Genomic DNA, 20,616 nt, shown 5'->3' with positions numbered 1-20,616 from the left:
CTCAGCTCACCGCCAATTGTTTGCCGCGCACGATGTCCTGCAGGAAGCGATCCGCCGGCATCGGGTGACCGAGCAGATAACCTTGCAGTGAATCGCAGCCCAGTTGCGTCAGGAAGTCCTGCTGCGAATCGGTTTCCACGCCTTCAGCCACGATGCGCAGCCCCAGCGCCTGACCGAGGGCGACGATCGCCGAGACGATGGCCGCGTCATCGCTGTCGTGTTCCAGATCGCGGACGAAACCGCGATCGATTTTCAACTCGTTGGCCGGCAGACGCTTGAGGTACATCAGACTCGAGTAGCCAGTGCCGAAGTCGTCGATGGACAGGTCGACGCCCATGTCGGACAGTTCCTGCAACACCGTCATGCTCGCATCGGCGTCACTCATGGCGGTGGTTTCGGTGATTTCCAGGGTCAGGCTGTTGGCCGGTAAATGATGGGTGGCCAAGGCCTTGGCCACGCTGCTTACCAGCCCTGCATGGCAGAACTGCAACGCCGACAGGTTCACCGCAATTCGCCAGTCGGTGTAGCCCAGTACGTACCACTCGCGCATCTGCCGGCAGGCCTCATTGAGCACCCACTCGCCAATCGGAATGATCAGCCCGGTCTTCTCCGCCAGATCGATGAACTTGTCCGGCATCAGCATGCCCTGGGTCGGGTGCTCCCAGCGCACCAAGGCTTCGGCACCGACCGGACGACCGTCGGCCGCATGGAATTTGGGTTGGTAATGCAGGCTGAACTCGCCATGCTCCAGCGCCGCCCGCAAGTCCTGCAGCAATTGCAGTTGCTTGCGCGCGTTGCTGTTCATCGAAACGTCGAAGAAGCTGTAACCGTTCTTGCCGCCGCCCTTGGCGTGGTACATCGCGGCGTCAGCGTTCATCAGCAGTTCCTGGGCGCTCTCCCCGTTGCCGGGGTACAGGGCAATGCCGACGCTGGCGGAAATCTGCAACTCATGCTCGGCGACCCGGAACGACCGGGCGATCAAGCCGACCTGACGCGCCGCCAGACCCAGCGCATCGTTGGGTTCGGTCAGGCGCACCAGCAGGACAAACTCATCGCCGCCGATCCGCGCCAGCGTGTCGAGGCTGCGCAAATCTTCGCGCAGACGCACCGCCACTTCGCGCAGCAACTGATCGCCCATGTGGTGACCGAAAGCGTCGTTGACCGGTTTGAAGCCGTCCAGATCGATGAACATCAGCGCAAAACAGCCGCCCTGCTCGTTGACCTTTTTCATCGCCTGATTGATCCGGTCATCCAGCAGCATGCGGTTGGGCAGGCCGGTCAGGGTGTCGTGCAACGCCAGTTGGGTGAGTTCGCGGTTGGCCACGGTCAATGAATGGGCCAGATCAGCCGTGCGGGCTTCCAGGCGCGCGTCGAGAATCGAGGTCAGCAGCGCGATGGCCAGCACCGCCAGCGTGGTGATCAGTACCAGATTGTCGAGACCGTTGCCGTTCAGGCCGCTGAGTGCCGCACCGCAGAAACTGCCGTCGGGAAACCGCGCCGCCGCCATGCCGGTGTAGTGCATGCCGACAATCGCCACGCCCATGACAATCGCCGCCCCGGCCCGAAACAGCCGCACGTAAGGCGAGTGCTGACGCAGGCGAAAGGCGATCCACAGCGCTGCCGCCGAAGCGCCGACAGCGATCAACAACGAGGCGCCGAACAGTGTCGGATCGTAGTCGATGCCCGGCTGCATGCGCATCGCGGCCATGCCGGTGTAATGCATGGCGCTGATGCCGGCGCCCATGATCAACGCGCCAAAGGCCAGTTGCCAGGCCGGCAGTTTCGGCTGACTGACCAGCCACAGGGCAAAACCGCAGGACAGCACGGCGATCAGCAATGAAAGCGCCGTGATCGAAATGTCGTAACCGAGGCTGATCGGCAGCTTGAACGCCAACATGCCAATGAAGTGCATCGACCAGACGCCGATGCCCATGGCAAACGCCCCGCCGGCCGTCCATAAATGCACGGCGCGGCCCTTGGCAGTGGCAATGCGCCCGGTGAGATCGAGCGCGGTGTAGGAAGCAAGGATCGCCACACACAGCGAAATGAAAACCAGCGTGAAGGAGTAGCTACCGATGAGCATGGGAATTCTCGTGACCACCCCGCCGTACTGCGTCCGTTCTCCGCGGGGCCAAATGCGCCGATTGTACTGATTGCGCAGAAGAACGCACTGACAAAGTAATCAAATGGCCATCAACCCGATGAAACGCTTGTTTGATCGTCGGACAAGGCTCTGGAGTGCTGCTTTGACAGAGCGTCCGCCCTCGCCCGCAGATCGTTCCCACGCTCTGCGTGGGAATGCAGCCCGGGACGCTCCGCGTCCCTTCCAAAGCCGAACGCGGAGCGTCCGTTGAGGGATTCCCACGCGGACGGTTCGACGCCTCGACGTGGGAACGATCAACAGGCTAGCGGTTATCAGTGGTTTCCAACTGCCCATCCCAACCACCGCCCAGCGCCGCAATCAACTGCACGCTGGCGATCAAACGGCTCTGCAGCACGTTCAACACACTGCGCTCGTTGCTCAACGCCGTCGCCTGCACCGTCACCACATCGAGATAAGCAATCACCCCGGCCTTGTACTGGTTTTCGGTCAGACGCAGGGAATCCCGTGCCGCATCGAGGGCTTCCTGGCGCACGACCGCTTCGTCTTCGTACACCTTCAACTGCACCAGATAGTTTTCCACCTCGCGGAAGCCATCAAGCACGGTTTGGCGGTATTTGGCCACGGTCTGGTCGTACACCGCTTCGGTGCGGTCGACTTCGGCCGAACGGATGCCGCCGTCGAATAGCGGCAGGGTCATTTTCGGCCCTACCGACCAGAAGCGGTTCGGCAGGCTGATCAGGTTCTGCGAGGTACTGCTGCTGTAGCCACCGCTCATGCTCAGGCTGAAATCCGGGTAGTACGCAGCCTTGGCCACGCCGATGTTGGCGTTGGCGGCGATCACCGAGCGCTCCGCCGAGGCGATGTCCGGACGGCGCTCGAGCAACTGCGACGGCAGGCTCAGCGGAATTTGCGGCAGCTTGGGAATGTCCTGGGTCTCGGCAATATTGAATTCGGCCGGCGGCTGGCCGGTCAGTACCGCGATGGCGTTTTCGAACTGCGCCCGTTGCCAGATCAGGTCCACCAGATCACCCTGAGTGGTTTTCAGCTGGGTCTGCGCCTGCGCCACCGCGTCCCGCCCGGAAACCCCGGCGTTGTACTGGTTCATGGTCATTTTCAGCGAGCGCTCGTAAGCGGCCACTGTCGATTCGAGCAGGCGTTTCTGCTGATCGATCACCCGCAATTGCAGGTAGTTCTGCACCAGCTCGGATTGCTGGCTCAAACGCATCGCCGCCAGATCGGCATAGCTCGCCTGAGCGCTGGCCTCATTGGCTTCCAGGCCACGGCGCAATTTGCCCCAGACATCGGCTTCCCAACTCACGCCCAGTTGCGCACTGTAAGTGTCACGAATACCGCTGGAGGAACTGCTCAGGCTTGAACTGCTGCTACCGGTACCCTGACTGGAACGGGTCTTGCCGGCACTCAGATCAATACTCGGATAAAACGCGCCGCGCGCACTGCGCACCAAGGCCTGGGCCTGACGGTACTGGGCCTCGGACTGGGCGACGGTCTGGTTGGAGCTGTTGAGTTTCTCGATCAGCTGGTTGAGCTGACGGTCGCCATACAGCTCCCACCACGCGCCGCGCGCCAGGGAATCGCTCGGGTTGGCCTGACGCCAGCCTTCGGCTTCCTTGTACTGGGCGATTTCGGCGGTCTGCGGGCGCTGGTAGTCCGGGCCGACGGCGCAGGCACTGAGCATCGCCACGCACAGAGACAGGCTCAGCAGGCGCGAGCCGCGGACAGTGGCCAGATTGATAAGCGAACGGTCAGTCATAGCGGAGTTTCCAGAGCGGCATCGGTGCGCACGCCACGCCATTTGTTGAAACGATGGCGCAACTTGTCGAGATAGAGGTAAACCACAGGCGTGGTGTAAAGGGTCAGCACCTGGCTGAAAATCAGCCCGCCGATGATGGTCAGGCCCAGCGGCTGGCGCATTTCCGCGCCTTCGGCCCGGCTGAGCAGCAACGGCAAGGCGCCGAGGATCGCCGCCAGCGTGGTCATCAGGATCGGCCGCAAACGTTGCAGACAGGCGCTGCGGATCGACTCCAGCGGCGCCATGCCGTGATGACGCTCCAGTTGCAGCGCCAGGTCGATCATCAGGATCGCGTTCTTCTTCACCACGCCGATCAGCAGGAACAATCCGAGCAGCGAGATCAGGCTGAACTCGCCGCCCAGCACATAGATCGACAGCAAGGCACCGACCCCGGCCGAAGGCAGCGTCGACAGAATCGTCAGCGGGTGAATGTAGCTTTCATACAGCACGCCCAGCACCAGATACACCGCCAGCAGCGCACCGAGGATCATGAACGGCTGGCTCTTCTGGGTAGCGGCGAAGGCATCGGCGGTGCCGGCCATTTTCACGATAACGTCTTCCGGCAGACCGAGCTTGGCAATCGCCCGTTCGATGGCGGCGCTGCCCTGCTCCACCGTCACGCCTTCGGCCATGTCGAAGGAAATGCTCTCGGAAGCAAACTGGCCTTCGTGGCTGACCCGGTCGTCTTCCAGGCTGTTTTCATAGTGAGCGAAGGTCGACAGCGGAATTCGTGCACCGTCGGCGGTGATCACCTGGACCTGCTTGAGCGTGACCGGGTCCTGGGCGTATTTCGGATTGACCTCCATCACCACCTGATACTGGTTGAGGCTGTCGTAGATCGTGGAAATCTGCCGCTGGCTGTAGGCGTTGTTAAGCACCGCAGTGACCATTTCCATGTCCACGCCCAGGCGTTTGGCCTGATCGCGGTCGACGATCAATGTCACCTGCTGCGCACCCGCGCCTTCGCGGGCGTCGATGGCGGTCAGCTCGGGCAAGGCCCGCAGCGCGGTGACCACTTTCGGGTACCACTCGCGCAACTCACCCAGATCACCACTTTGCAGGATGTAGCTGTACTGCGAGGTAGTCTGCTCGCGACCGCCGCCGAATTGCAGGTCCTGGTCGGCCATCAGCATCAGCTGCGCACCGGCCACCTTCGGCATTTCCTTGCGCAGGCGCTCGATGACTTTCTGCGCCGAGATATTGCGCTCCTTGATCGGTTTCAGGCGCACCAGCATGAAGGCATTGTTGGTGCCGTTGGTGCCACCGATGAACCCGGCCACACTCTCGACCGCTTCGTCCTTGAGCACCGCGCGGCGGAAGGTCTCCATTTTCGGCTGCATCACGCTGAACGACAGGCCGTCGTCACCGCGCACGAAACCGATCAACTGGCCGGTGTCCTGCTGCGGCATGAAGGTTTTCGGCACGACCACGTACAGGGCAACGTTCACCCCGACGGTGATGATCAGGCTCAGCAAGGTCAGGCGCCGATGACGCAACACCCAATCGAGGCTGGTGGCGTATTTGCCGACCATCCAGTCGTTGGTGCGGCGGCTCCAGCGTTGCAGGCGGTTTTCCTCGCCCGGTGTATGGGGTTTGAGCCAGCGGGCGCAGAGCATCGGGGTCAGCGTCAGGGAAACCACCAGCGACACCACAATGGACGCGGCCAGGGTGATGGAAAACTCGCGGAACAGGCTTTCGATGATCCCGCCCATGAACAGGATCGACAGGAACACCGCCACCAGCGAGACGTTCATCGACAGCAAGGTGAAACCGACTTCCTTGGCCCCGAGGTACGCGGCCTTCATCGGTTTGACGCCTTCGTCGATGTGCCGGGAAATGTTCTCCAGCACCACGATGGCGTCGTCCACCACCAGCCCGGTGGCGAGAATCAGCGCCATCAGCGACAGGTTGTTCAGCGAGAATCCGTAGAGGTACATCACCGCAAAGGTGCCGACCAGCGACACCGGCACCGCCAATGTCGGAATCAGGGACGCACGGAAATTGCCGAGAAACAGGAACACCACCAGAATCACCAGCGCGACGGCGATCAGCAGGGTCATTTCCGCTTCGTGCAGGGTGGCCTTGATCACCGGCGAACGGTCCATCGCCAGATTCAGTTTGACGCTGGCCGGCAGAACCGCCTGCAACGCCGGCAGCTGCGCCTTGATCTCGTTGACCGTCTCGATAATGTTGGCGCCGGCCTGGCGATTGATCACCAGCAGCACCGCCGCGTCATCGTTGAAGAAACCGCTGTTGTAGCGGTCTTCCACGCCGTCGCTGACCTTGGCCACGTCCTTCAGACGCAGGGCCGCCCCGCCGTTGTAGTGGATGATCAGCGATTCGTAATCCTTGGCTTTCTCCAACTGGTCGTTGGCCTGGATCTGCCACAGACGCTGGTCGTCTTCGACCGAGCCCTTGGGCCGGCGCACATTGGCTTCGGCGATGGTCTTGCGCACATCGTCCAGTGCCACGCCGTACTGGTTCAGCGCCTGGGGCTCGAGTTCGATGCGCACCGCTGGCAACGAGCTGCCGCCGATCTGCACTTCACCGACGCCCTGCACCTGGGACAGGCTCTGGGACAGGATGGTCGACGCCAGGTCATAGAGCTGGCCTTTTTCCAGCACATCCGAGGTCAGCGACAGCACCATGATCGGTGCCTGCGACGGGTTGACCTTTTTGTAGGTCGGCATGCTGCGCATCCCGCTCGGCAGCAGGTTGCGCGAGGCGTTGATCGCCGCTTGCACTTCGCGCGCCGCGCCGTTGATGTCGCGGTCGAGGTCGAATTGCAGAATCACCCGGGTCGAGCCCTGGCTGGAGCGGCTGCTCATGGTGTTGACGCCGGCGATGGCGCCGAACGAGCGCTCCAGCGGCGTGGCCACGGTAGACGCCATGACTTCCGGACTGGCGCCGGGCAGGCTGGCCTGCACCACGATCACCGGGAAATCCATTTGCGGCAGCGGCGACACCGGCAGCAGACCGAAGCTCACACCGCCCAGCAGCATGATCGCCAGGCTCAGGAGCATGGTCGCCACCGGGCGTTTGATGAAAGGACCGGACAGGTTCATGGCTGTTCCACCGGCTCCACGGCCGAAGGAGCACGGCCCCAGCGCCGGCCGAGACGATCGAAGTACAGGTAGATCACCGGGGTGGTGAACAGCGTCAGCACCTGACTCACCAGCAACCCGCCGACCATCACCAGACCCAGCGGTTGACGCAATTCAGCGCCGGAACCGGTGGCCAGCATCAGCGGCACCGCGCCGAACAGCGCAGCCAGCGTTGTCATCAGGATCGGCCGGAAGCGTAACAGCGCCGCCTGATAGATCGCCTGCTCCGGCGCCATGCCCTGGGTGCGTTCGGCGTCGAGGGCGAAGTCGATCATCATGATCGCGTTCTTCTTCACGATACCGATCAACAGAATGATGCCGATGATCGCGATCATCCCCAGGTCATTGCCACTGAGCAGCAATGCCAGCAAGGCCCCGACCGCCGCCGACGGCAAGGTCGACAGAATGGTGATCGGGTGAATGTAGCTCTCGTAAAGCACGCCGAGCACGATGTACATGGTCACCACCGCCGCCAGAATCAGCAGCAAGGTGCTCGACAACGACGCCTGGAACGCTTCGGCGGCGCCCTGGAACTGGGTCTGCACGCCGATCGGCATGCCGATGTCCTTCTGCACCTGTTCGATGATGTCCACCGCATGCCCCAGCGCCACGCCCGGTGCGAGGTTGAATGACATCATCACCGCCGGGAACTGGCCGATGTGGGTAATCGCCAGTTGCGCCTGCCGCTCCTCGACATGGGCCAGGCTCGACAACCGCACCTGACCACCATCGCTGGTCTTGACGTGAATCTGATCCAGCGCCTGCGGGCCGATCTTCTCTCCGGCCTGAGCCTGCAGCACCACGCGGTACTGGCTGGCCTGGGTGTAGATGGTCGAAATCTGCCGCTGGCCGAACGCGTCATACAGCGCATCGGTGATATTCGAGACCGACACGCCCAGCCGTGAAGCGGCGTCGCGGTCGATCACCAGGAACACCTGCAAACCCTTGTCCTGCAAGTCGCTGGCGACGTCGGTCAGCTCCGGGCGCTGGGCCAGTGCTTCGACCAGACGGCCGCTCCACAGACTGAGCAATTCGGAATCCGGCGACGACATGCTGAACTGATACTGAGTACGGCTGACGCGGTCTTCGATGGTCAGGTCCTGCACCGGCTGCATGAACAGACGGATGCCCACCAGTTTGTCCAGCTGCGGTTGCAGGCGGGCAATCACTTCGGTAGCGGTCAGATCACGCTGACCATGGGGCTTGAGGTTGATCAGCAACCGGCCGCTGTTGAGCGTGGCGTTGTCACCGTCGACCCCGATGTAGGACGACAGGCTTTCCACCGCCGGATCTTCCAGAATCACCTTGGCCAGCGCCTGCTGACGCTCGCCCATCGCCGCGAAAGAAATCGACTGCGGTGCTTCGGAAATGCCCTGGATCACCCCGGTGTCCTGCACCGGGAAGAAGCCCTTGGGCACCACCATATAAAGGAACACGGTCAGGGCCAGCGTGCCGATGGCCACCAGCAGGGTCAGCGGCTGGTGCTTGAGCACCCACTGCAACTTGCGCCCGTAAGCGGCAATCATCCAGTCAATGAACGCACCACTGGCGCGGTAGAAACGGCCCTGCTCATGGGCTTCCGGCTCACGCTTGAGCAGACGTGCGCACATCATCGGCGTCAGGGTCAGCGAGACCACCAGGGAAATCAGGATCGCCACCGCCAGGGTGATGGCGAATTCGCGGAACAACCGCCCCACGACGTCGGCCATGAACAGCAACGGAATCAGTACCGCGATCAGCGACAGGGTCAGGGAAATCAGGGTGAAACCGATCTGCTTCGCGCCCTTGAGCGCAGCCTGCATCGGGCTGTCGCCCTCCTCGATGAAACGCGCGATGTTCTCCAGCATCACGATCGCATCGTCGACCACGAAACCGGTGGCGATGGTCAGTGCCATCAGCGTCAGGTTGTTGACCGAGAAGCCGGCGAGGTACATCACGCCGAACGTACCGATCAGCGACAGCGGCACGGCCACCGACGGAATGATCGTGGCACTGGCGCGGCGCAGGAACAGGAACGTCACCATCACCACCAGTGCGATGGCGATCAGCAATTCATGTTGCACGTCGGTGACAGAAGCGCGGATGGTCTGGGTGCGGTCGGTCAGCACGACCACGTCGAGACCGGCCGGCAGGTTGTCGGTGATGCTTGGCAGCAGCGCCTTGATCCGGTCAACCACCTCGATCACGTTGGCGCCCGGCTGACGCTGGATGTTCAGCAGAACAGCCTGATTCTGGTTGGCCCACGCCGCCAGACGCTCGTTCTCGGCGCCGTCGACAATCTGCGCGACATCCTTGAGCCGCAGCGGCGCACCGTTGGCGTAGGCCAGAATCAGGTTGGCGTAATCCTTGGGCGACGTCAGTTGGTCGTTGGCGTCGAGCATCGACACCCGAGTCGGGCCGTCGAAGTTGCCCTTGGGCTGGTTGACGTTGGACGCACTGATCAGCGTGCGCACGTCCGACAGGTTCAGGCCGTTGGCCGCGAGGGCCTCAGGGTTGACCTTGATCCGTACCGCCTGACGCTGGCCGCCGGCAATGCTGACCATGCCGACGCCGCTGATCTGGGCGATCTTCTGCGCCATGCGCGTGTCGACCAGGTCATTGAGTTTGGGCAGCAACATGGTTTTCGAGGTGATGGCCAGGGTCAGCACCGGGGTGTCCGCCGGGTTGACCTTGTTGTACACCGGCGGCGCGGGCAAGTCGGTCGGCAACAGGTTGGTCGCGGCGTTGATCGCGGCCTGCACCTGCTGTTCGGCGACGTCCATGTTGATGTCGAGGCTGAACCGCAGGGTCAGCACCGACGCGCCGCCGGAACTGGTCGAGGCCATTTGCGTGAGGCCCGGCATCTGCCCGAACTGACGTTCCAGCGGCGCGGTGACGGCACTGGTCATGACGTCCGGGCTGGCGCCCGGATACAAAGTCATGACCCGGATGGTCGGGTAATCGACCTGCGGCAAGGCCGAAACCGGCAGCAGGCGATAGGCGATCAGACCGGCCAGCACGATGGCCAGCATGCTCAGCGTGGTAGCGACCGGGCGGAGGATGAACAGACGCGAAATGTTCATGCGCCCTTCTTGGCCTTGTCGGTGACGGTGGCATCAGGCGCGGTGGCGGCGGACTTGCCTTGCAGGTGTTCGGTCGGGGTGGTCGGCACATCCTTGCTGTCGTTGACCACTTCCACTTCGCTGCCTTCCTTCAGACGGTCGGTGCCTTCCAGCACCACCCGGTCGCCGGCGGCCAGACCTTCGGTGACTACCGTGTTTTCGCCGTCGCTGGCACCGATCTTCAACTGGCGGATGGTGACTTTCTTGTCGCCGTCCAGCGCGTAGACGAAGGTGCCGTTGGTGCCGAACTGGATGGCAGCCGACGGAGCCAGTACCACACCTTTCAAGGTGTCAGCCAGCAGGTGAACGTTGACGAACTGGTTGGGGAACAGCGACTGATCGCGGTTCTCATAGCGCGCCTTGAATTTCAGGGTACCGGTGGTCACGTCGATCTGGTTGTCGAGGCTTTGCAGCACACCGGTGGCCTGCAGTTTGGTGTCGCCACGATCCCAGGCCTCCGCCGGCAGTTTGGCGCCGCTGCGGTAGCGGGCGAGCACGGTTTCCAGGCTGTTTTCCGGCAGGGTGAAAGCCACGCTGATCGGTTGGGTCTGGGTGATCACAGCCAGGGAGGTCGTGTCGTTAGCCGCCACGAGATTGCCGACGTCGAGCTGACGCAGACCGACGCGACCGGCAATCGGTGCGCGGATCTTGGTGAATTCGAGATTGAGCTTGGCGTCGTTGACCGCCGCCTGATTGGTTTTCACGGTGCCGAGATACTGGCCGACCAGGGCTTCGGCGGTGTCCAGCGTCTGCTTGGCGATGCTATCTTCCTTGTACAGGCCGCGATAGCGCTCGACATCGACCTGAGCGTTTTTCAACTGCGCCTGATTCTGCAGCAAGGTGCCTTCAGCCTGGAGCAAGGCGTTCTGGTACGGACGCGGGTCGATCTCCGCCAACAGGTCGCCGGCCTTGACCATTTGCCCTTCCTCGAAATAAATCTTCACCAGTTCGCCGCCGACCCGGCTGCGCACATTGATGGTGTTGAGCGCCGTGACCGTACCGAGGGCCTTGTAGTACAGCGGGAAGTCCCCGGTGACTGCCGGCGCCACGCGCACCGGAATCGGCCCCGCCGCCCCGCCGAAGCCCGGACGCATCATCCCCGAACGGCCGGTATGGCCGGCCTGCGCCTTCTCGCCTCCCTCCTTGTGGGCCGAACCAGCGGGCCAGAATTTCCAGCACAGACCGGCAATGACCAGCAAGACAAGCAGGCTCAGCAGCCAGCGACGGGAGTTTCGGGAAGACGATTGCATGGAGTGATTAACCATTGGGCGCGTGGGCTTCTTTTACGGGAGGCTGAACGATAAGCACTGGCCGGGATTTAGCAAAGCAGCTTTACCGGCAATTTACCTTCCACTTACGTTTCAAGGTGTGAGGCAAAACACTGATACACAAATGAAAACGGCCTGGACAGAGCCAGGCCGTTAACAATTGTAAAAGCGCTTACTTGAGAACGGACAGCGCCGCTTCGTAGTTAGGCTCTTCGGCAATTTCCTTGACCAGTTCGCTGTGCAGGACATTGTCGTTTTCGTCCAGTACAACCACCGCACGGGCGGTCAGGCCTTTCAGCGGGCCGTCAGCGATGGCCACACCGTAGTTCTCGAGGAACTCGGTGCCGCGCAGGGTCGACAGGTTTTGTACGTTTTCCAGGCCTTCGGCACCGCAGAAACGCGCCTGGGCGAACGGCAGGTCAGCCGAGATGCACAGCACCACGGTGTTGCTGATGTCGTTGGCCTGAGCGTTGAACTTGCGCACGGAGGTGGCGCAGGTCGGGGTGTCGACGCTTGGGAAGATGTTCAGCACTTTGCGCTTGCCGGCGAAGTCTTTCAGGGTGACGTCGGACAGATTGCCGGCTACCAGGGAAAAGGCTGGCGCCTTGGAACCGGCTTGTGGCAGTTGGCCGTTGACTTGAACCGGGTTGCCTTTGAGCGTGACTTGAGCCATGAACGGAGTCCTTCTGAATGTTATGGGTGAGAATCTCGAGGCCGAAGTTAACCACGAAATGACGTCTGCAGCCTATGCCGATACTGAACCAACAGTGGCATGCTGTGATCAGTATCGGCGGCTCCCCATCCACTCAAGCCATCACCAAGTCAGGGGGTGATAGTATCGATTGCACTAGCCTCGGGATCATCAGCCCAGCTTTTATCAAATACGAAAGTGGCTGCGAGCAGGATCGTGCTGGACCGGATGACATCGAGATTGGTGGCCAAGGTATGCCATTCCCTGTCTTGAATACCGTTGTCTATTTCCGCAATGGCTAGAGACCCGCCAGCGAGAATAGCTCCAACATTGGCACTGTTTCCTCCGCTGTTATTTCCCTTATCAATCCTGTATTCAATTGTTTCAAATCGAACCCCTGCATCCAAGGATCGCCATTTGAAATACATTTCTCCGCGAAATGGGTGAATGCCGCCGGTTTGTGCCGTAAGCATTCTCTCTCCGGTTTGAAGCGGCTCCCGTTCGCCGGGACCTTCCTTTCCCGTTGCCGGAGTTAATGTGATATCGACAGCCTGGTACCGGGAGGCTGCGATAGCCTCCTTTAATAAAGGAACCAGTACATTTCTGGTTTGCGCAGTATCATCTTTCGGTCTGTCCGTGCTCATGACTTTCTCCATTTGCGTAGATGTTTTCAACATGTACCATCAGGAAATTTTCGGCAAACTAAAACTCGCCTGTTAAAAGTTCAACCTATATCCAGCAACGCGTTTATCCAACTGTTATAAATGACAGTTTTTTATATCATCCAAGCATATTAAGTAGCGTTTCAATAACCATTAAAAACTAGCGCCGAGGAAGCCATTTTTGAGGGGCATAGCCGGTGAATGACAGTGCTGACGTTTTGATCTATCTGTCGATTCAAGCCCGGCCCGTTCGACTAAGCCATGAATCCCCCACTCACCTGCGGAGAAACACCATGCGCTTCATGATCATTGTCAAAGCCAGCCACGATTCCGAAGCCGGCGTGATGCCCAGCGAACAGTTGCTGACCGACATGGGCAACTACAACGAAGAATTGGCCAAGGCCGGCATCCTGGTTTCAGCCGACGGTTTGCACCCCAGCAGCAAAGGCGCCCGCGTACGTTTCAGTGGCGAAAAACGTAGCGTGATCGACGGCCCGTTCGCCGAGACCAAAGAGCTGATCGCCGGTTACTGGATCTGGGACGTCAAGTCCAAAGAGGAAGCTATCGAGTGGGTCAAGCGTTGCCCGAATCCCATGCCGGGCACTGAATCGGAAATCGAGATTCGCCAAGTGTTCAGCGCGGAAGATTTCGGCGCCGAGTTCACCCCGGAACTGCGCGAGCAGGAAGAACGCATACGCGAGCAAGCCAAAAAACACTGAAGCCCCGAATCGAGCACGTCAGCATTTTCCGTAAGGCCGGTGACGACTGAGCGAGACACGGGGACTTTTCGACGCGAAACAGGTAGGGTGCGCAACATCACAATGCCACCACTGGATCGCGTCGCGTTTTTTATGGAGTTGTCATCGCAATGAGTTGCTGGACCGTCCTTGGCCTATCGGCCGACGCCGATGTGCGCACGATCAAACGCCAATATGCCGTCCTGCTTAAACAGACCCGCCCCGACGACGATCCCGAGGGTTTCCAGCGGCTGCGCGATGCTTATGAGCAGGCGCTGGCCTACAAGGCATGGCAGCGGTACGAAGAGCAGGATGAGGAGCAGAATCAGGACATTCAAGAGTCCTGGGACCTGAGCGGTCTTACCGTGGTCGAGGTCGATGCCCTGAAACTGGCGATCCGCCCGCTGGACGGGCTCGGCATCGAAGAGCTGAACCGTCGCCTTGCCATCACCCGCGAAGAGGGCTGCGCGCACATCTTCGAAGACACGGTGCTGCATCATTGCATTGAACACCCCGAGACTTCGCAGACGCTGGTGGACTGGGCCATCCCGACTTTCTTCTGGTTCAGCGCCTGGCAACGCCTCGAACTCGACCACATATCGATAGACCTGTTGCTGGATCGACAACGCGCGCGCATTGTGCAACCGATGCACGATGCCCTTGAACGCGAAGACGTTGAAGGTTTCCTCCAGGCCTACGAGCGTTGCGGGGAGCACAACTGGCTCGCGATTGCACTGCAACAGGAATGGTTCAACCGGATGCTCAGCCATTTACTGCTGGATGCCCCGGTCTGGTCTCCCGAGATTTTCGAACGGGTGCGCAACAATCAAGGCTGGCACGGCTGCACGGGAAATCCCTGCCCTGACGGCGAATGGCAACGCCTGCTGGCTCGCCAGAATGCGCCGCTTTTCCTGGCTCACCAGCAACAACTGGCCACGGAGCCCGCCGTCACCCCCGAACACCGCGCCGCCCGCCTGCTGCTGGGCACCGGCTCATTCAGTGCCCGCCGCGCGCTGGCCCGACGCCTGCGCGAAGAAGATTGGGCGCAGTGCCGCAAGTTGAGTTCCGAGCTGTACGCCAATCACCCCAAGGTCTGCGCACAGATGCCCGGCGGCACCGCGTTTTTCTGGCAAAGCTGGGAACTGAGCTTCAATGACTGGCCGACGTATGTGGGCGTTGTGCTGGCCTGCCTGATCGGTGCGTTCACCCATTACATTCCGCTGGGCCTGCGCCTCAGCGGGCTGATCAATATCGTCATGATCTCGACCGTGGTGTTCGGCGTGATCGTGGCCGGGCTCAATTGGCTGGTGCACAACGTCGCCCATCGCGTATGGCGGCTGGATGACCGGCTCAGCGCTGTTCTTTGCCCCGGATCCCTCAAAGACTCGCCGCCGTTCGGCGTGTTGCGCGACCTGGTGCCCGGCGCGTTGATGGTGGCCGGGCTCAGCTGGTTTTTCGGCCCGATTGCCGGCGGGGTGTATGCCTTGACCCTGGCGACCTTCGGACTGGTGCGCCGCTGGCAGTCCAGGCCACGGGGGTCCTGGGAAGAGAACCAACCTGCCGTGAAAGTCGGCGTGACGATCCTCGGAATCTTGGTTTTAGCCATCGTGCTCGGCGTATTCAAAGTGGTCGCCAGCCAAGGCACGGTCAATCGCAATCAGGGCCTGCAACCCTGGACCGAACGTTTGTGCAGCCGCTTGCCGGCCACCACCGCCGAATGCAGCGCACCAGCCACCGTTGAACAGTGGTACGGCAAGGAGGCGCGCCCATGACCACCAGAGTGATGTTTTGCGTCGGGATCTTCTTCGCGCTGGTGATCATGGGGCTGACGGGCGCGACCCGCCCGTTCCTTCAGCTGGACCTCTGGCTGGACGAGCGCGATGCACCGATCACCGCCCAAGCCAATGCCCTGAGCCCGGTGATCGCCTGCGTCAACCGGATCGACGTGCAATGGCGAGTGGCCTACGACCGCTACAAGAACCCTCAACCGCCCTTGCCCCGCGACCAACGCTGGTTGAAGAGTCTCAATGATTTCGACGACAGCGACGCGTTCAATGTGCGAGACATTCAGCGCGATGTCTGCGGTCAGGGCCTCACGGAAAAACTCGAACTGTTGGCCTGGCAGCCTGAACTGGCGCGACAGGCCAACGAGTATGTCCAGGCACTGACTCACGTCACGACCACCATTGCACCCACGCGGTTTTACCGAGAGGCGAGCTTCAGCTCCGGGTCGCAACAGCCCTCCCCTGCAGAGCTGGCTGCGATCGAGCGCGTTTCACAGGAGTATATCGGCGCCTCGACAGCTCTGCGGCAAAGCTTGCTGCCCATCGACACCACGCAACGTGCCGAACAGCTCAAACTGATCGAAGCGCGTCTGGGCCGGGACATTCACTGGGACTTGCTGGCGTACATGATTCAGGCGCGGGAGACCATCGACGTGCTCGACGAAGCGATGAAAAACCGCACCCTGACCCCGAAGTTGCTGGCCGACACCACCGCAAAGCTGCAACAGGCGTGGAACCGTCGCGAACCCTACCTCGCGCCGCGTACGGGTGGATTCCAGAACAAGACCGATGCCGCACGGGACCTGTGGCTGCGCATCGGCGAGCCGGGGCAAAACTATCTCGAAGCATTGAACACCCTGCAAGCCGACTGGCAGAACCACGCCAAGCCCGAGCGTTTGAGCGAGGACTACTACGCCGTGACCCGCCGTTACGACGGCTTGCTCAGCCATTACAACCGCCTGGCCCGCGCCAGCTTCTGACGCAGTGCACACGCCGGATCGCCCTCAGGGGCGACCCGGCGTGCCGGTCTTACTTGGCCTTGAGCTTGAGGTAGGACTGATGCAGATCCGCCGCCCAGCCATCGATCACGCTTTTCACGTCATCGGCCTTCATCACCTGCGAATCGTTTTCCAGCGGTTTGCCGGTGCCTTTGCGCACCACCTGCGCCGCCACCTTGTTGGTGCCGCCATCGAGGAACACCGCTTCGGTCGCCAACGTGGTTTCCTGATCGCGAATGCCGCTGGCGGTGCTGACCGCTGCCGCCACCAATGCCACCGGAATCACCTCATAAGCATGCAGGCCTTCGGTCTTGCTGCTCACGGCGGTGATCGCCGCGCGTACCACGATCACACCAGGCCCGGGGCCTGAGGCCAGTGGCAGGGATTTACCCAGTTCACGCTTGAGCGCCTGATCGTAATAGCTGGTGATGCCGTTAAGGGTCTGCTGCGGAATCTTCACGGTAGGTTGCGGTTTGGGATAGAGCTGGGTCGGTTCGACGTAGAAGCTGGTGAATTTGCCGATGTCGACTTTCGGGTCGATCCAGCGCATCACTTCGGCCCCCGACGGGGATTTGGCCTCCCTCAGCTGGCTGTAGTCCTTGAGGAAGCCTGAGTACTCGTCGGGTGCGACGGTTTTGCTGGAGCAACCCACCACGCCCAGCGTGGCAATGCACAGGGTGCTCATCATTACGGCTAGCTTCATGCTGTAACTCCTGTCGGAAGGCCGAATTTATTGCGTCGGGGGAGTTACAGGTATAGCTAAATTCGCGCCGTTTGCGATCAGAAACCCCAACATTGCGCAACGCCGGGCCCGGACCTTTGAAAGGTCCGGACCATCACGGGTGCTCAAGGCCTTCTTCTACCAGCTCGAAGTCTCTCCGCTGCGCAACGCCATCTCCCGCCGGCTGTTGGCCCGCATCGCCTTGATCAGCGACACCGTGCCCACCAGCAGAATCGCCGCACCGAACAGAAAATCAATGTTGTACAGCTGGAAATCCTGCACCGGCCCCACCAGCACCGTGCGCACCACGCCAATCCCCACCAGCGTGGCAAGGAAGTCGATCCCCGGCTCATCGCGGTAGAACACCAGCAGCAACGGCAGGCACAGCACCAGCAGCATCAACAGCACCACGACCTTGAACGAGCCTTTGCGCTCGACGCTGAATGCGCATTCGTGGGGGCCGTAGGCCTTGTAGTCCTCGTCGCGGATCATCGAGTTTTTCTCGTTGATGTAGTCGGCGCGGTTGTACTTCTGGATCGGCGTGAAGGTGTTGGACATCTCCATCAGCGTGGTGATGTTCTTGAAGCGCAGGTCGATGCGCTCGCTACCCTTGAGGTAATACAGGACTGGCTTGTAGCCGTAGCGATAGGTGTCGAAAGGAAACTCGGTGACCCGGCCCTGGACGCTGATCGGCCGCGATTCGAGTTCGGCGAAGGCGCTCTTGTCGGTCGAGGCGAGGTTGCGGCTCAGGGGCAGGACTTTCACCTGTTCGAGGAAGATCGGCGTGACGCCAAACGACCATTGCAACGGTTCCAGGCGAAGACGCAGTTCGTTGCGGCCCAGGTCATAGCGGTTGAAGGTACGTTCGGAGACCACCACCGCGCCGCTGAGCATGAACTCGCCGCGCAGGTTGTTGGTGATGCGCAGGGTCAGTTGATCCTTGCCCAGCAGCGCCGCTTCCGAATTCGGCGGTGTGCCGCACCAGGCGGTGCTTTCGCCGACACCACCGAGCTGACCGCCACGGTTTTCGTTGAACACATAGATGTAACCGGCCCACAGCGTCACCATCAGCAGCAACGCGGTGATGCCCAGAATTTTTTTGCCCGGACTCACTGATCAGACTCCCTTCTTCGTTCCGTCGTCCAGCCGAAAACCCGCTGGCGACGGGGACTCTACCAAAAGGCCACCATCCACCCAAGGAAAAATCCCCGATTCATCAGGGTTCTAAGGGTTTCCCCTGCATCACCTGCGCCGGAACAACGGTCGCGGCTCGATCACCGAGCGCCCGTACAACACGCTCATCCCGGCCAGGCCCTTGAGCGCATCTTCGGCGGACTTGTCCTCGCGCACGGCGAAGCTGTCGAAACCGCACTGGCGCATGTGGCTCAGTTGATCGCGCAGTACATCGCCGATGGCGCGCAACTCACCTTTCCAGCCGAAGCGGCTGCGCAGCAGATAGGCCTGGCTGTAGGCGCGGCCGTCGCGAAAGCTCGGGAAGTCGAGGGCGATCAGTGGCAGTGAGGTCAGCCATGGCAACAGGCTTTCGACGCCGTCGTCAGGGCCCAGCCAGACCGCGTGGGTCGAGGGCGATTCGAGCCAGTGGGCCAGCGGCAGAATCAGCATTTCAGTGCTGTCAGCCGTTTCAGGCGAGCGGATCAACGTCCATGGATCATCGGGCACGATCCGCGCCCCACTCGCCTCCATCCGCAGCAGATTGTTCATACCGAGGCCTCCAACGCTTTCGGGTAGACCCGCTCCTTGAACGGCTCCAGTCCGATGCGCGCCACGGTATCGACGAACAATTCTTCAGCTTCGCGATAACGGACGAAGGTGCCGATGATCCGCTCGATGACCTGCGGTACTTCGGCGGCGCTGAACGACGGGCCGATGACTTTGCCCAGCGCACTGTTCTTGCCTTGCGCGCCACCGAGGGTGATCTGGTACCACTCGCTGCCGTTCTTATCGACGCCGAGAATCCCGATGTTGCCGATGTGGTGATGGCCGCAGGCGTTCATGCAGCCGGAGATGTTCAGGCTGATGTCACCGAGGTCGTGCAGGTAATCGAGGTTGTCGAAACGCGCCTGAATCGCCTGGGCTATCGGGATCGACTTGGCGTTGGCCAGCGCACAGAAATCACCGCCGGGGCAGGCAATGATGTCGGTCAGCAGGCCGACGTTGGCGGCGCCCAGCCCGTGCTCTTTCGCCAGTTGCCACAACGCATACAGCTCGGACTTGGGCACATCCGGCAGGACGATGTTCTGCTCGTGGGCGATGCGGATTTCGCCGAAACCGAAGCGCTCGGACCACTCGGCCACGGCCTGCATCTGCGCATCGGTGACGTCCCCCGGCGGCGAGGCCAGGCCCGGTTTGGTCGACAGCACCACGCTGGTGTAGCCCGGCACTTTGTGCGGCTGAACGTTGCGCGCGACCCAACGGGCGAACGCCGGGTTGTCGGCCAGGTGCGTGCCGAAATCCAGATCGGTACCCGCCAGCGTGCGGTAGCTCGGCGGCACGAAGGCACTGGCGACCCGCTGGTATTCAGCTTCGGTCAACTGCGCGGGGCCGTCCTTGAGGTGTTGCCATTCCTCCTCGACCTCTTTGGCGAACGCCTCGATGCCCAGCGCCTTGACCAAAATCTTGATCCGCGCCTTGTACTTGTTGTCGCGTCGGCCGTGACGGTTGTAGACCCGCAAAACCGCCTCGACGTAAGACAGCAAGTGTTGCCACGGCAGGCCATCGCGAATTTGCAGACCGAGAATCGGCGTGCGCCCCAGACCGCCGCCGACGATCACCCGCAGCAGCATCTGGCCGTCGCGACCGGGGTAAAGGTAGAGGCCGATGTCGTGCATCATGATCGCCGCGCGATCCTGCTTCGCCGAGCAGATGGCGATCTTGAACTTGCGCGGCAGGAACAGGAATTCCGGGTTGATCGTCGACCATTGCCGCAGGATTTCCGCCAGCGGACGCGGGTCGATCAGTTCATCTGCCGCGACCCCGGCGAAGGCTTCGGTGGTGATGTTGCGCACGCAATTGCCCGAGGTCTGGATCGCATGCATGTTGACCTGGGCCAGACGCTCGAGAATGTCCGGCACCTCGTGCAGTTCGATCCAGTTGAACTGCATGTTCTGCCGGGTGGTGAAGTGGCCGTAACCACGGTCGTAGTCCCGGGCGATGCTTGCCAGTGTGCGCATCTGCTCGGCGCTCAAAGTGCCGTAGGGAATCGCCACCCGCAGCATGTAGGCGTGCTTTTGCAGGTACAGACCGTTCTGCAGGCGCAGCGGCAGGAACTCTTCTTCGCTCAACTCCCCGGCCATGAAGCGCTCGACCTGATCGCGAAATTGCGCAACGCGCTCGAACACCAGCGCCCGGTCGTAATCATCGTACTGGTACATGCAGCGGCTACCTCATCAGTTTTGATCACGGTTAAAACTGTGGGAGCGGGCTTGCTCGCGAATGCGGAGTGTCAGGCAACTGACTTGTTGGCTGACACTCCGCATTCGCGAGCAAGCCCGCTCCCACAGGATTTTTTACGACTATGGACGAACGGCGCAGTGCACAACAGATTCACCTGAACGCATAAAAACCGTATCAGGACGCGGCAGATGGCCGCAGGCAGCGCCTGGATCTGATCCGCAT

At 61.3% G+C, this 20,616-nt stretch carries 14 protein-coding genes; 3 read left to right on the top strand and 11 right to left on the bottom strand.

Annotated elements, in window-relative coordinates; all coding sequences use genetic code 11:
• Position 1: 1 nt before the first annotated feature.
• The 7 genes from ACKUG4_RS01700 to ACKUG4_RS01670 form a co-directional block, all read right to left on the bottom strand.
• On the bottom strand, positions 2 to 2,083 hold the full coding sequence (locus tag ACKUG4_RS01700) for a putative bifunctional diguanylate cyclase/phosphodiesterase (RefSeq protein WP_445433263.1): 2,082 nt from the start codon (positions 2,081 to 2,083) through the stop codon (positions 2 to 4).
• Positions 2,084 to 2,405: 322 nt separating this feature from the next.
• A complete protein-coding gene (locus ACKUG4_RS01695; protein WP_064596274.1) occupies positions 2,406 to 3,875 on the bottom strand; it encodes an efflux transporter outer membrane subunit in 1,470 nt (489 codons plus the stop codon).
• The gene (locus ACKUG4_RS01690) at positions 3,872 to 6,979 is read right to left on the bottom strand and encodes an efflux RND transporter permease subunit (protein WP_064596272.1); all 3,108 of its coding nucleotides are present in this window, start codon (positions 6,977 to 6,979) and stop codon (positions 3,872 to 3,874) included. The genes ACKUG4_RS01695 and ACKUG4_RS01690 overlap by 4 nt, the downstream gene beginning before the upstream one ends.
• On the bottom strand, positions 6,976 to 10,080 hold the full coding sequence (locus ACKUG4_RS01685) for an MdtB/MuxB family multidrug efflux RND transporter permease subunit (RefSeq protein ID WP_445433262.1): 3,105 nt from the start codon (positions 10,078 to 10,080) through the stop codon (positions 6,976 to 6,978). Before ACKUG4_RS01685 ends, ACKUG4_RS01690 begins: the two co-directional genes overlap by 4 nt.
• The gene (locus ACKUG4_RS01680; protein ID WP_085611729.1) at positions 10,077 to 11,384 is read right to left on the bottom strand and encodes an MdtA/MuxA family multidrug efflux RND transporter periplasmic adaptor subunit; all 1,308 of its coding nucleotides are present in this window, start codon (positions 11,382 to 11,384) and stop codon (positions 10,077 to 10,079) included. Before ACKUG4_RS01680 ends, ACKUG4_RS01685 begins: the two co-directional genes overlap by 4 nt.
• A 175-nt stretch (positions 11,385 to 11,559) precedes the next feature.
• A complete protein-coding gene (gene tpx, locus ACKUG4_RS01675; RefSeq protein ID WP_011333939.1) occupies positions 11,560 to 12,060 on the bottom strand; it encodes a thiol peroxidase in 501 nt (166 codons plus the stop codon).
• Positions 12,061 to 12,209: 149 nt separating this feature from the next.
• Positions 12,210 to 12,722 carry a hypothetical protein gene (locus ACKUG4_RS01670; RefSeq protein WP_064596265.1) on the bottom strand — a complete coding sequence of 171 codons (513 nt, stop codon included), beginning with the start codon at positions 12,720 to 12,722 and terminating at the stop codon, positions 12,210 to 12,212.
• Between the two features lie 311 nt (positions 12,723 to 13,033).
• On the opposite strand from ACKUG4_RS01670, the gene ACKUG4_RS01665 reads away from it, so the two are divergent.
• The 3 genes from ACKUG4_RS01665 to ACKUG4_RS01655 all read left to right on the top strand — a co-directional run bounded on the left by ACKUG4_RS01665 (position 13,034) and on the right by ACKUG4_RS01655 (position 16,241).
• Positions 13,034 to 13,459, top strand: coding sequence for a YciI family protein (locus ACKUG4_RS01665; RefSeq protein ID WP_064596264.1), 426 nt, complete (start codon positions 13,034 to 13,036; stop codon positions 13,457 to 13,459).
• Between the two features lie 149 nt (positions 13,460 to 13,608).
• Complete coding sequence (locus tag ACKUG4_RS01660; protein WP_445433261.1) at positions 13,609 to 15,249, top strand: J domain-containing protein; 1,641 nt, start codon at positions 13,609 to 13,611, stop codon at positions 15,247 to 15,249.
• Complete coding sequence (locus ACKUG4_RS01655; protein WP_445433260.1) at positions 15,246 to 16,241, top strand: DUF3829 domain-containing protein; 996 nt, start codon at positions 15,246 to 15,248, stop codon at positions 16,239 to 16,241. Before ACKUG4_RS01660 ends, ACKUG4_RS01655 begins: the two co-directional genes overlap by 4 nt.
• 49 nt (positions 16,242 to 16,290) lie before the next feature.
• On the opposite strand, the gene ACKUG4_RS01650 is transcribed toward ACKUG4_RS01655, so the two are convergent.
• The 4 genes from ACKUG4_RS01650 to nirA all read right to left on the bottom strand — a co-directional run bounded on the left by ACKUG4_RS01650 (position 16,291) and on the right by nirA (position 20,372).
• Entirely contained in the window at positions 16,291 to 16,962 is a 672-nt protein-coding gene (locus tag ACKUG4_RS01650; RefSeq protein WP_064596259.1) for a DUF3313 domain-containing protein, read from the bottom strand.
• A gap of 156 nt (positions 16,963 to 17,118) precedes the next feature.
• Positions 17,119 to 18,093 carry a hypothetical protein gene (locus ACKUG4_RS01645; protein WP_445433259.1) on the bottom strand — a complete coding sequence of 325 codons (975 nt, stop codon included), beginning with the start codon at positions 18,091 to 18,093 and terminating at the stop codon, positions 17,119 to 17,121.
• Between the two features lie 129 nt (positions 18,094 to 18,222).
• Positions 18,223 to 18,702, bottom strand: a complete 480-nt coding sequence (locus tag ACKUG4_RS01640; RefSeq protein ID WP_445433258.1) for a DUF934 domain-containing protein — start codon at positions 18,700 to 18,702, stop codon at positions 18,223 to 18,225.
• A complete protein-coding gene (gene nirA / locus ACKUG4_RS01635; protein WP_445433257.1) occupies positions 18,699 to 20,372 on the bottom strand; it encodes a nitrite reductase NirA in 1,674 nt (557 codons plus the stop codon). Before nirA ends, ACKUG4_RS01640 begins: the two co-directional genes overlap by 4 nt.
• Positions 20,373 to 20,616 lie beyond the last annotated feature (244 nt).

This window comes from Candidatus Pseudomonas auctus, from assembly GCF_048654275.1.
GTDB lineage: Bacteria > Pseudomonadota > Gammaproteobacteria > Pseudomonadales > Pseudomonadaceae > Aquipseudomonas > Aquipseudomonas pharyngis.
The sequence above is the reverse complement of the archived record's forward strand: the minus strand, read 5'-3'. Positions and strand labels throughout refer to the sequence as shown.

What these genes read in the sequence shown, in the direction of transcription:
- ACKUG4_RS01700 (WP_445433263.1), bottom strand. Translation starts at nt 2,083, where the DNA reads ATGCTCATCGGTAGCTACTCCTTCACGCTGGTTTTCATTTCGCTGTGT.
- ACKUG4_RS01695 (WP_064596274.1), bottom strand. Translation starts at nt 3,875, where the DNA reads ATGACTGACCGTTCGCTTATCAATCTGGCCACTGTCCGCGGCTCGCGC.
- ACKUG4_RS01690 (WP_064596272.1), bottom strand. Translation starts at nt 6,979, where the DNA reads ATGAACCTGTCCGGTCCTTTCATCAAACGCCCGGTGGCGACCATGCTC.
- ACKUG4_RS01685 (WP_445433262.1), bottom strand. Translation starts at nt 10,080, where the DNA reads ATGAACATTTCGCGTCTGTTCATCCTCCGCCCGGTCGCTACCACGCTG.
- ACKUG4_RS01680 (WP_085611729.1), bottom strand. Translation starts at nt 11,384, where the DNA reads ATGGTTAATCACTCCATGCAATCGTCTTCCCGAAACTCCCGTCGCTGG.
- tpx (WP_011333939.1), bottom strand. Translation starts at nt 12,060, where the DNA reads ATGGCTCAAGTCACGCTCAAAGGCAACCCGGTTCAAGTCAACGGCCAA.
- ACKUG4_RS01670 (WP_064596265.1), bottom strand. Translation starts at nt 12,722, where the DNA reads ATGAGCACGGACAGACCGAAAGATGATACTGCGCAAACCAGAAATGTA.
- ACKUG4_RS01665 (WP_064596264.1), top strand. Translation starts at nt 13,034, where the DNA reads ATGCGCTTCATGATCATTGTCAAAGCCAGCCACGATTCCGAAGCCGGC.
- ACKUG4_RS01660 (WP_445433261.1), top strand. Translation starts at nt 13,609, where the DNA reads ATGAGTTGCTGGACCGTCCTTGGCCTATCGGCCGACGCCGATGTGCGC.
- ACKUG4_RS01655 (WP_445433260.1), top strand. Translation starts at nt 15,246, where the DNA reads ATGACCACCAGAGTGATGTTTTGCGTCGGGATCTTCTTCGCGCTGGTG.
- ACKUG4_RS01650 (WP_064596259.1), bottom strand. Translation starts at nt 16,962, where the DNA reads ATGAAGCTAGCCGTAATGATGAGCACCCTGTGCATTGCCACGCTGGGC.
- ACKUG4_RS01640 (WP_445433258.1), bottom strand. Translation starts at nt 18,702, where the DNA reads ATGAACAATCTGCTGCGGATGGAGGCGAGTGGGGCGCGGATCGTGCCC.
- nirA (WP_445433257.1), bottom strand. Translation starts at nt 20,372, where the DNA reads ATGTACCAGTACGATGATTACGACCGGGCGCTGGTGTTCGAGCGCGTT.